Origin of the sequence: Nocardia sp. NPDC004168 (assembly GCF_040610355.1) — a bacterium.
Classification (GTDB): Bacteria; Actinomycetota; Actinomycetes; order Mycobacteriales; family Mycobacteriaceae; genus Nocardia; species Nocardia sichangensis.
Genome location: NZ_JBEXME010000060.1, coordinates 1 through 10654, shown reverse-complemented (window position 1 = coordinate 10654; position 10654 = coordinate 1). Strand labels below are relative to the sequence as shown.

The following is a 10654-nucleotide window of genomic DNA, read 5'->3' as shown; positions in this document are numbered from 1 at the left end:
AAACTCCGGCTCTCCGACGCTCGATTCGATTACACCCATTCGTGTGTGGCCTACCCGATCACCGATGTGGAGCTGGGCCTGTGACCTACCGAACCTATGTCGCGCTCGGCGACAGTCAGACCGAGGGCGTCGGCGACGGCGACGACCGGACCGGATTGCGCGGCCTGGCCGACCGGCTCGCCGAACGCCTCGCGCAGGCCGATCCCGGCCTGCTCTACGCCAATCTCGCGGTTCGGGGCAAGCTCGCCCGGCAGATCCGCGCCGAGCAACTCGATGCCGCCCTGTCGCTGCGGCCGGACCTCGCGACCGTGGTCGCCGGAGTCAACGACCTGCTGCGGCCGAATTTCGACGCCGACGAGGTCGCCGGACACTTGGACGCGATGTTCGCCGCCCTCACCGTCAACGGCGCGGTCGTGGCGACGTTGACCTTCCCCGACCTCGCGCGCATCACCCCGCTCGCGCGCCCGCTCGGCGGTCGCGTCACCGCGCTCAACCAGCGCATCCGCGCCTCGGCGGCACGGCACGGCGTCGTCCTCGCCGAAACCGCCCACCACGCCGCCGTCACCGATCCCCGCCTGTGGAGCACCGACCGGCTACACGCCAACTCGCTCGGACATCAGCGCATCGCCGACGCTCTCGCCCACGCCTTGGGTCTACCCGGCGCCGACGAAAGCTGGGCCGCGCCCTTGACGCCGCCGCTGCCCGCCGACACCCGAATGGCGACGGTGAGGAGCGAAATACGTTGGGCCGCAACCTTCCTAGGTCCTTGGCTCGGTAGGCGGCTCACCGGACGCTCCTCCGGCGACGGACGTACCGCCAAACGCCCGCACCTCCTCCCGGTGCACGGCCGCACGGCGACCGCCGCGCCCACGGACCGGTTCCAGCCGTGACCACGGTGTCGGGGCGCTCTGTGCGGGCTCGTATTGCCGCTCGTCGGTTCCCCAGCACTCTCCCGCGAGACGAGCGCCGCTTACCCGGCAGGTAATCGACTGTGGTCGATCGCCATGCCACGATCACGCTATGACCGCTTACGCCATAGCTCACCTGCAGGACGCCGCCGCGCACCCGGAGATCGCGGACTACATGGAACGTCTTTCGTCGACCCTCGAGCCGTATGGCGGCCACTACCTCGTGCACGCGACACCGCACGAGGTGAAAGAAGGCAGCTGGCCCGGCGCCGTGGTGATGCTGGGCTTCCCCGGGATCGCCGAGGCGCGAGCGTGGTGGGACTCGCCCGCGTACCGTGAGATCGCACCGCTGCGCACGCGGCACATCGAGGGTGACCTCATCCTCGTCGAAGGTGTCCCCCCCGGCTACGCCCCGACCGCCGCCGTGAAAGCCATCCGGGAGGCCGTGTCCGCCGACTAGCCGCTTCCCGCACCGGGCAGACGCACGGTGAATGCGGTGTGGCCGGGTTCGCTGGCCACCGAGATGTCACCGCCGTGCGCCTTGACGACCGCCGCGACGATCGCCAGACCGAGGCCGGTGCTGCCCGCCCGCCGTGAGCGCGACGAGTCGCCGCGCGCGAAACGCTGGAACACCGTCGGCTGCAAGGTTTCCGGGATTCCGGGTCCGTCGTCGGTCACCCGCAGCACGGCTCCTCCGTCGCCGTGGAATTCCAGCGAGGTGAGCACCGTTGTGCCGGGGCCGGTGTGGACCCGCGCGTTGGTCAGCAGGTTCGCCAGCACCTGATGCAGCCGGGCCGCGTCACCGGTGGTCACCACCGGCTCGTCGGGCAACTCCAGATCCCAGTGATGTTCTGGTCCCGCGATGTGCGCGTCGCTCACCGCGTCCACCGTGAGCTGGGTCAGGTCCACCGGCTCGTGTTCGAGCCCGCGTCCGGAATCCAGCCGGGCCAGCAGCAGCATGTCCTCGACCAGACCCGTCATCCGCCGGGACTCGGACTCCACCCGGGCCATCGCATTGGCCACCTCGCCGGGCACCTCGGCTCGTTTGCGTTGTGCCAGTTCGGCATAGCCGCGAATGGCGGCCAGCGGGGTGCGCAGCTCGTGGCTGGCGTCGGCGAGGAATTGCCGGACCCGGGTCTCGCTGTCGTGGCGTGCCGACAACGCACCCGTGATGTGATCGAGCATCCGGTTGACCGCCGCGCCGAGCTGTCCGACCTCGGTGCGCGGATCGGCGTCCGCGACCGGAACCCGGACGGGCAGTACCACCTCGCCGCGCCGCAGTTCGAGTCCGGCCACCCGCGCGGCCGTCGCCGCGACCCGATCCAGCGGCGCGAGAGCGTGCCGGATGAGCCAGATGCCGACCAGTGTCGCGACGATCGAGACGACCGCCGTGACGATCGCCAAGATCAACAGAACACGCAACAGCGTCGCGTCGACGGCGGTCAACGGCAGGCCGGTGACGACGATGTCGCCCGACCAGGTGGTGTCCGCGACCACTCGATACCGGCCCTGGCCGCGGAGATCGACGTCGACCGGCTTCCCGGTGGCCGCCACCGCGGCGAGCTGCTCTTGCGCGGCCCGCGACAACGCTTCCTGCGTGCCGTCGGCCGCGTTGCGGCCCGCCTTGGTGACGCTGCCTTCGTGGACGATGGCGCCGATCATGTCGGGCTGGATACCGCGCCGGTTGAGGAAGTCGGGTCCCGGGCCGTTGTTCGGCGGCGGTGGCGGGGGTGGAGGCAGCGGCGGCGGCTGCTCACCGCTGGGGCGGGGGCCCAGGCTCGGGCCACCGCCGACCTCGCCGAGCGAACGCTTCTGCACATCGATCAGTTCGGTGTCCAGTTGGTGTACCAGGAACTGGCGCAGCGCGAATTCGGTCGCGGCGCCGATACCGACGACCACGATCACCAGTAACAGCACCTGCCCGACCAACAGTCGTGCCCGCAGCGACCAGCGCCGTGGCATCAGCACCCGGCGCGCCGCCTCAGCCTGCGGGCTTGAGGACATACCCGGCACCGCGCAGGGTGTGGATCATCGGCGCGCGTCCACTGTCGATCTTCTTCCGCAAGTAGGAGACATACAGCTCGACTATGTTGGACCGGCCGCCGAAGTCGTAACTCCACACCCGATCCAAAATCTGTGCCTTGCTCAGTACCCGTTTCGGGTTGCGCATGAAGAACCGGAGCAATTCGAACTCGGTGGAGGTCAAGACGATCACATCGCCCGCTCGGGTGACCTCGTGACTGTCTTCGTCCAGCACGAGATCACCGACCACCAGCTGCGCGTCACTGTTCTCGATGGCGACGCCGGTTCGGCGCAGGAGCGAGCGCAGCCGCAGCACCACCTCTTCGATGCTGAAAGGCTTGGTGACGTAGTCGTCGCCGCCCGCGGTCAGCCCGGCGATGCGGTCCTCGACCGAGTCCTTGGCGGTCAGCAAGAGCACCGGCAGGTCCGAATATTGTGCGCGTAGTTTGCCCAGCACCTCCAGCCCGGTCATGTCCGGCAGCATCACATCGAGCACCACCACATCGGGGCGGGCTTCGCGGGTCTTGCCGACGGCGGTCCGGCCGTCACCCGCGGTAGTGACCTCCCATCCCTCGTAGCGCAACGCCATCGACATCATCTCGGCCAGAACGGGCTCGTCGTCGACCACGAGCACGGTGATCGGGCTACCGTCGGCGCGGCGCATGACAATTCGTTCGGCCGGCCCGTTCCCGGTGGTCGTCGCGGACATCGTTTCACCATGGCGAGTAACGCTTGGGGTCCGCTGTGGTGCGGCTATGTGTTTGCTGTGAGGGTGCGACCAGCGGAAACGGGCTCGCGCGGCGGAGGTGCGGGTATGCGAAGCCGGTCGGTTCACAGCTGGCCCATAGCTTCCGCCAACGAGGGACAAATATTGAGACTCAACGATTCTCGCGTCGGCCGCAGAGCAGTGGCCGACGGTTTCGGACCTGATCCGACAACAGGAGGAACGCAGATGAGTTTCACATCGAAGCTGGCAATGAGCGCCGTGGCCGGTGCGCTCGCGCTCGGCGCCCTCGGCATCGGAGCCGGTGTGGCCGGCGCTGATGCGCCCCAGGGACCGGTGCCCGGACAGCAATGCCCCCCTCCCGGCGATCACCAGGGTCCTCCGCCCGGTGACCACCAGGGCCCGCCTCCCGGCGACCACCAGGGTCCCCCTCCCGGCGACCGTCAGGGCCCGCCGCCCGGTGACCGTCAGGGTCCTCCGCCCGGTGATCACCCGGACGGCCCGCCGCCGCAGTGCCAGCCCGGACAGTGATCCGCTGCACCTCACAACACATGAGCTGAACAACTGAACAGATCGAGCGCGGCGGCGGACCGAACGTCCACCGCCGCGCTCGGCGTATCCGCGGTGCACTGTGGTGGTCCGTGCAGGGTCGCGTACCCGGCCAACTGCGCGGCGTAGCGCGAATCCGGATTTGCATCGTGATGTCCTCGGTACTCGGGCCAGGCGTCCGCGAATCGCCTCCACCGTCGTCGTGGACCGACCCCGTCGGCTGTGCGGTGGATTGCGGCCTCCCCATAGGGTTGTGACCGACGGGCGGTCCGCCGAGAGGAGTTGCCGATGGACGCCGAACACTTCGTGCCGTTCCGTAAGAGCGCGGTGATATCGCTGTGTGCCGACGAACTCCCCGAAGCGGAGCGCGAGTCGTTCACAGAGTTCGCGCGTCTGCTGGCGGCGTTGGTGCACAACGAGTTCCATGTGCGCGGTGAGGCTTTGCTCGATGCCTATCGGGTGGTCGATCCAGCGGAGGATGAACGGGCGATCCGTGTTGCCGCCCCCGAGCACCAGGCCGCCGCGCGGGCGCGGGTGGAGAGCGAGCTGGTCGCGCTGGCCGAGTCGGCGGATTTCACGCGCATCGATGCCGCTGAGATCGATCGCGCGTTCGCCGAGCACTCGCTGGTGAAGGTGCGATTGGAAGTCGACGCGGACGACATCGAAACGGCGATGTTCTTCCGCCGCGGGGTCGCGCGGCGCACCGAGCAGGTGCGGTGGCTGTTCGGTCTACGGCGGCGCAGCATCGAATTCACCAGCTACGGCAAGGTTCTGGTGTACGTCGCGTTCACCGAGCGCGCGGAGGCGGTCGCGGATCGGCCCAACGGCGGTGTGCTGGTGAAGTTGTTCCAGAACGTCCCGAGAAACGACCTCGAGATGCTGTATCCGAGCGTCCGCGTGCGGATGCGGCCACTGGACAAACTGCTGATCGGTGTGCCCGCGGTGGTCTCGGGGATCGTCGTGGTCGCCACCAAACTGGTCGCTTCGCTGGGGCCGCTGCTCTTGCTGCTGGCGTTCTGGGTGGGGTTGCGCGAGGAATCCGTGCGGCTGGATCAAGCCACGCTGGTGACCCTCGGCGCCGGGTTGGCTGCCTTCGGCGGTTATCTGGTGCGTCAGTTCGCCAAGTTCAAGAACCGCAAGATCAAGTTGATGAAGACGCTGTCGGAGCATCTCTATTTCCGCAACCTCGACAATGATGCGGGAGTGTTCCACCATCTGCTCGGTGCCGCCGAGGATTCGGAGGTGAAGGAAGCCGTGCTGGCATACCACTTCCTGCGCACCGCCGACCGGCCGCTCACCGCCACCGAACTCGATCGGCGCGTGGAGGACTGGTTCCGGCGGCAATGGGGGACGACCTTCGATTTCCAGATCCGCGACGGACTGCGCAGACTCCGGAGGTGGGAACTTCTCGTCGAGGACGAGCACGGCACGCTGAGCGCCGTGCCGCCGACCGAGGCGAAACAGCGGCTCGACCATCACTAGGACAACCTTTTTTCCATGTCCGCCAACCGGCTGACGAAGGCGTGAGCCTGTGCAACCAGGCCGCCGAGCCGACGGTGTCGGCGGCGAGTTCGGCGAGCTTGTTCGAATGCTCAGTGAACTGCGGCTGACGCGGACACAGGCCAATTCAGGAAACCGGCGGCCAACCGACCGGCACAGCTCAACCACTGTTCACGGGGTGGCACGGTTGTCTCGATAACGTCGAGCCCGTCGAACATAGGTTTCGTCGATGCGTTTACCGGCGAGCGCATTTCGGGATCATGCCGTTATGGACGTGCCCTCGAGCGCGTCTACACGATGCGCGGCGAGGACGACGGCACCCAGTCGAGCGGAGTCAGGGCCGTTTGATCACCGCCGCGGGCAAGGGCTTGACATTGCCCCAGGGGCAGGGTTCGAGCATGGTGGCATGAACGAGATGAACACGGAATTGGCCGAATTCGTCGCGGCGTCGGCCGGAACGTTGGGCGTACCGGGTGTCGCGGTCGGGGTGGCGGTCGGCGGTCGAGAAGACCTCGCTTGCCACGGGGTTACGAGTGTGGTCAATCCGCTTCCGGTCGACCGGGACACGATGTTCGTGGTCGGGTCGGTGAGCAAGACGTATACGGCGACCGCATTGCTGCGGTTGGTCGCCGAGGGACGGGTGGAGTTGGACGCGCCGGTGCGGCGGTACGTCCCGGAATTCGCCCCTGCCGATGCGGCCACGGACGAGATCACTGTGTTGCGGCTGCTCAACCATACGGCCGGGCTGGAATGGAAGCTCGGCGTCGACACGGGCGAAGGAGACGACGCTTTGGCACGGCACGCGGTGAAACTCGCCGAGGCGCGGCTGATCGCGGAACCGGGAGGGCGAGCGTCCTACAGTCAGGCGGGGTTCAATCTGGCAGGCCGGGTCGTCGAGAACGTCACCGGGTCGACCTTCGAACGGGCGGTCGCGTCGCTGTTGTTCGAACCGCTCGGGCTGACCCACAGCTGTTATTCCGTCGACGACGTCATGACCCGGCGGTTCGCGGTGGGTCACAACGTCGACGCCGACGGTGTGCTCGCCGTCGCCCGGCAATGGAAGGACAACCGCGCGAACAATCCCGGCGGTGGCGTGGCGACGTCTGTCCGCGATCTGCTGCGCTGGGCGCGTTTCCACCTCGGCGACGGCCGGACCGAGGCAGGCGAGCGCATCCTGCCCGCCGAACTGCTGCACCGGATGCGGGAACGGACCGTGGAGCTGCGCGGGAGCACCCTGGGTGACGCGTTCGGGATCTGCTGGTTCCTGCGCGGGGTGAACGGTGTCGCGACCATCGGGCACGGCGGGTCGGGCAACGGTCAGTTCGCCGACTTGCTCATCGTGCCGGAGCGCGATTTCGCCGTCGCGGTGACGTCGAACGCGGGCCCGGACGCGGGGCTGGCGTTCAACCGGACCGTGGTGAAATGGGTGCTCGAACACTACCTCGGTGTGGTCGAACGCGATCCGGAGCCGCTGCCCTACGACGTGGCGCGGGCAGGGGAGATCGTCGGGCATTACGAGAACGAGATGATGCGGCTGACCCTCGACACCGACGGGGCAAGGTTGACGATCGAATGCGCCATCAAACCCGAGATCCGTGCCGCCGCGGTGACCGATCTGCCGCCCGACCTGCCACCGGCTACCCTCGGCCTGCTGGCCGGCGACGCGGACGAGTACATCGTCACCGAAGGCGGTCTGCAAGGACAACGCGGGTTCTTCACCCGTGACGATTCCGCCGCCGTGACCGGAATCGATCTCGCCGGTCGCTTGTTCGCCCGGGTGCGATGACGGCGGCGGGCACCGAAGGGAGACAGGCGTGATCACGATCGGGCAGCTCGCGCGGTATGCGGGCGTGACGATCAAGGCCGTGCGCGTCTACCACGAACGCGGCCTGCTGCCCGAGCCGCCGCGCGACTCCTCCGGCTATCGCCGCTACAGCGCCGAGGACGCCATCGATCTGGTCAAGATCAAAACATTGGCGCGATCCGGCGTGCCCCTGGCGCGGATCAAGGAATTGCTGACGGCGAATTCCGACGAGTTCGCGGCGGCGATCGCCGAGATCGACCGCATGCTCGCCGAACGCGCCGAGGAGATCCGCCGCACCCGCGAGCAGATCGCCGAACTGGGCTCAGGCGATCGTCTGTTCGTGTCCGCCGATGTCGCCGAATACCTCGCGCGCCTGCGCGAACTCGGGGTGAGCGACCGGGCGGTCCGGATAGAGCGCGACATCTGGATTCTGCTGCAATCGGTCGCTCCGGAACAGGCGTCGGACTGGGTCGCCGACAAGCTCGACGCCATCGACGATCCGCGATTCCGGGCCATCTACCTCGACTACGACGCGGCATTCGACTGGTCCCCCGACGACCCGCGGCTGGTGGACCTCGCCGACCGCACCCGCCGGTGGATCATCGGCAGACGCACCGGAGCCGGCCGGACCACCCCGGCGCTGGATCCGAAACTGGTCCGCCTGGTGAACGAATCCGTCGGAGTCACCTCGCCCGCCTGGGAACGGCTGACGAAGATCGCGCAGAAGGCGACCACCGAGTAGCAACCGCCCGGATCGGCTCGGCAATCGCATTGCGGTACAGCTGTTTCGAGAGTGCGTTACTGTCCTGCGGACCCGTGCGCCGGCGATCCGGCTGCTCGGGCGGTCATGTCGTACTCCGGAATCGAGGCAAGCGTATGAACCACAAGCTCTGGTTGCTCGGACGGTCCGTCACGGTCGGTGCTCACATCATCGGCGAGAAAGTGTTCCGGCCGAAGGCGCGCGACGTCGAGGACGTCCCGGTGTCGGGTGAGACGCTGACCCCACAGTGGCTGACGGCCGTGCTGTGCCGCGATGTCCCCGGGGCCGAGGTGCTCTCGTTCGAAACCGCGAACGGCAGCCGCGGAACATCGACCCGCGTCGCGATTCGCGTCGACTACAACGACGCGGGACGGCAGGCGGGCTTGACGACCGACCTCTTCGCGAAGACGACGACGGCCTTCTCGCAACGCATCCTGCTCGGTGGCGGGAAGATGATCGACGGCGAAACCCGTTTTTTCCGTGACTTCCGCCCCCAGGTCGACATCGAAGCGCCGATCGGCTACTGGGGTGCCGCCGATTCGGCGTCCTGGCGATCGATCGCCTTGATGGAAGACATCGCCTCGACCCGTGGTGCGCAGTTCGTCGAGCCGAACGCCCCGGTCGCCCGGGACCAGATCGAAGACCTGGTGCGCAATCTGGCCCGACTCCACCGGACCTTCTGGAATCACCCGTCGATCGCGGACCTCAAGACCACCACCGAGGCGCTGCGGGCATACCTCGCCGCCATCGACATGAAGAAGCGTTGCGAGGTCGGTCTGCGCCGCGCCGCGGCGGTGGTCCCGGAGGCCCTGCACGACCGAGCCGACCGGCTCTGGGCCGGTGTCGAGCGGGCGATCGACAACGCGACGAACGAGCTTCCGCAGACTCTGTTGCACGGTGACCCGCACATCGGGCAGACATATCGAACCGCCGCCGGGCGAATGGGATTCGTCGATTGGCAGGTGGTGATGCGGGGAGGCTGGGCACACGACTTCGCCTATACCGTGAATTCGGGATGCGAGCCCGAGGACCGGCGTGCTTGGGACCGTGAACTGCTGGCGGCCTACCTGGACGAACTCGGAGCCCTCGGCGGCCAGGCGCCGTCGTTCGAGGACGCGTGGCTGGCGTACCGGCAACAGTCCATGTTCGCGTACGCGGCGTGGGCGTTCACGATCGGCAGGGCGGCGTATCAACCCAAGATGCAGCCGGTGGAGACTTGCCTGACGCTGTTGAAGCGAATCACCACGGCCATCGACGACCACGACTCACTGGACGCTCTCGGCGTCTGACCCCGAGTTCGTCCACTGCCTCCGTGTTGTCGCGGCCGGGTCGATTCCGGCCGCGCAGCGGATCGGCAGGCATTCTGCGAAGCTTGTTCTCGTCCGCGGTGAGGGTCACGGTCCACGCGCGCTATACCATCGCTTGGTTCCGGCACAGTCGCCGTGAGTTCGCTCCAGTGCAGTGTCCAGGCAGGGAGCGGTAGTTCAGCAGTCACGTTGTGCAACACCAATGTTTGGAGTTCGCTCTTTGAGTACGCCGCAATCTCATGCTCCGGCTGGGTCGTGCCCGGTCCTCCACGGCTCGCCGATCGAATCCGACGAACAGCGAGTGCCCATGTACTCGCCTGAGTTCGCGGCCGATCCGCACCGTGTGTACCGCGAGATGCGCAGGCGCTATGGGTCTTTGGCGCCGGTGGAGTTGGCCCCCGGCGTCCCGGCGACCTTGGTGATCGGCTACGGCACCGCGGTGCGGATCCTCAACGATCCCGACCATTTCCCGGCCGACCCGCGCGCCTGGCAGAAGAACATCCCCGCGGATTGCCCCATTCTTCCCCTGCTGGAGTGGCGGCCCATGGCCAGTCGCAGCGCCGGGACCGACTTCACCCGCTACCGTGGGGCGATCACCGCCAGCATTGATGAGGTCGACCTGTATGCCCTCCATTCCGTCGTGGAAGGACTGGCCACCCCGCTGATCAACTCGTTCTGCGAAGACGGGTCCGCCGAGCTGATCCGCCAGTACGTGTTCCCGCTCGTCTTCCAAGCGGTGAACTATCTGCTCGGCTGCCCGCCGGAGATCGGGGCGCAGGTCGCCGCCGGTACGGCCGCCCTCCTCGAGGGCGTCGACGCCGAGAAGGGCAATCAGATGCTCGGCGAGGCGCTGATGAGCCTCGTGACACTCAAACGCGCCGAACCCCAGCGCGACATCACCTCGGTACTGCTGCGGCATCCCGCCCGGCTCGACGACGTCGAGGCGTCGCACCACGTGTCCCAGGTGTACGGCAGCGGCATCGAATTCCAGCTGAACCTGATCACCAACACCCTGCTGCTGATCCTCACCGACGAGCGCTTCGGCGACAGTATCCTCGGCGGAAACCTGTCGTCCCGCGA

9 protein-coding genes and 1 pseudogene are annotated in these 10654 nt (G+C 67.5%); 8 read left to right on the top strand and 2 right to left on the bottom strand.

The genetic code is table 11. The features are described from left to right. The first annotated feature begins 80 nt into the window (after nucleotides 1-80). Nucleotides 81-890 carry an SGNH/GDSL hydrolase family protein gene (locus tag ABZW96_RS36695; RefSeq protein WP_355081383.1) on the top strand — a complete coding sequence of 270 codons (810 nt, stop codon included), beginning with the start codon at nucleotides 81-83 and terminating at the stop codon, nucleotides 888-890. 130 nt (nucleotides 891-1020) lie between these two features. After that, a complete protein-coding gene (locus ABZW96_RS36690; protein WP_355081382.1) occupies nucleotides 1021-1368 on the top strand; it encodes a DUF1330 domain-containing protein in 348 nt (115 codons plus the stop codon). Here ABZW96_RS36690 and ABZW96_RS36685 read toward each other — a convergent pair. Both ABZW96_RS36685 and ABZW96_RS36680 read right to left on the bottom strand, forming a co-directional pair. Then, nucleotides 1365-2912: a HAMP domain-containing sensor histidine kinase gene (locus ABZW96_RS36685; protein ID WP_355081380.1), complete on the bottom strand. Its 1548-nt coding sequence runs from the start codon at nucleotides 2910-2912 to the stop codon at nucleotides 1365-1367. The two genes, ABZW96_RS36690 and ABZW96_RS36685, sit on opposite strands and share 4 nt — an antisense overlap. Continuing rightward, nucleotides 2890-3594: a response regulator transcription factor gene (locus tag ABZW96_RS36680; protein ID WP_355081385.1), complete on the bottom strand. Its 705-nt coding sequence runs from the start codon at nucleotides 3592-3594 to the stop codon at nucleotides 2890-2892. Before ABZW96_RS36680 ends, ABZW96_RS36685 begins: the two co-directional genes overlap by 23 nt. Nucleotides 3595-3882: 288 nt before the next feature. Here ABZW96_RS36680 and ABZW96_RS36675 point away from each other — a divergent pair, with 288 nt between their 5' ends. The 6 genes and pseudogenes from ABZW96_RS36675 to ABZW96_RS36650 all read left to right on the top strand — a co-directional run. After that, nucleotides 3883-4185 (top strand): hypothetical protein, encoded by a 303-nt coding sequence (locus ABZW96_RS36675; RefSeq protein WP_355081378.1) that lies wholly within the window; start codon nucleotides 3883-3885, stop codon nucleotides 4183-4185. A gap of 306 nt (nucleotides 4186-4491) precedes the next feature. Beyond that, nucleotides 4492-5685: a TMEM143 family protein gene (locus ABZW96_RS36670; RefSeq protein ID WP_355081376.1), complete on the top strand. Its 1194-nt coding sequence runs from the start codon at nucleotides 4492-4494 to the stop codon at nucleotides 5683-5685. A gap of 424 nt (nucleotides 5686-6109) precedes the next feature. Next, a complete protein-coding gene (locus ABZW96_RS36665; RefSeq protein ID WP_355081374.1) occupies nucleotides 6110-7489 on the top strand; it encodes a serine hydrolase domain-containing protein in 1380 nt (459 codons plus the stop codon). Nucleotides 7490-7517: 28 nt separating this feature from the next. Then, nucleotides 7518-8249, top strand: coding sequence for a MerR family transcriptional regulator (locus ABZW96_RS36660; protein ID WP_355081372.1), 732 nt, complete (start codon nucleotides 7518-7520; stop codon nucleotides 8247-8249). A gap of 134 nt (nucleotides 8250-8383) precedes the next feature. Beyond that, a complete protein-coding gene (locus tag ABZW96_RS36655; protein WP_355081370.1) occupies nucleotides 8384-9556 on the top strand; it encodes an aminoglycoside phosphotransferase family protein in 1173 nt (390 codons plus the stop codon). Nucleotides 9557-9881: 325 nt separating this feature from the next. Further along, nucleotides 9882-10654, top strand: a pseudogene (locus tag ABZW96_RS36650) (cytochrome P450); the annotation flags it as partial.

Coding starts and splice junctions, on each gene's coding strand:
- ABZW96_RS36665 (WP_355081374.1), top strand. CDS start 6,110: ATGAACGAGATGAACACGGAATTGGCCGAATTCGTCGCGGCGTCGGCC.
- ABZW96_RS36685 (WP_355081380.1), bottom strand. CDS start 2,912: ATGTCCTCAAGCCCGCAGGCTGAGGCGGCGCGCCGGGTGCTGATGCCA.
- ABZW96_RS36680 (WP_355081385.1), bottom strand. CDS start 3,594: ATGCGCCGCGCCGACGGTAGCCCGATCACCGTGCTCGTGGTCGACGAC.
- ABZW96_RS36655 (WP_355081370.1), top strand. CDS start 8,384: ATGAACCACAAGCTCTGGTTGCTCGGACGGTCCGTCACGGTCGGTGCT.
- ABZW96_RS36675 (WP_355081378.1), top strand. CDS start 3,883: ATGAGTTTCACATCGAAGCTGGCAATGAGCGCCGTGGCCGGTGCGCTC.
- ABZW96_RS36670 (WP_355081376.1), top strand. CDS start 4,492: ATGGACGCCGAACACTTCGTGCCGTTCCGTAAGAGCGCGGTGATATCG.
- ABZW96_RS36690 (WP_355081382.1), top strand. CDS start 1,021: ATGACCGCTTACGCCATAGCTCACCTGCAGGACGCCGCCGCGCACCCG.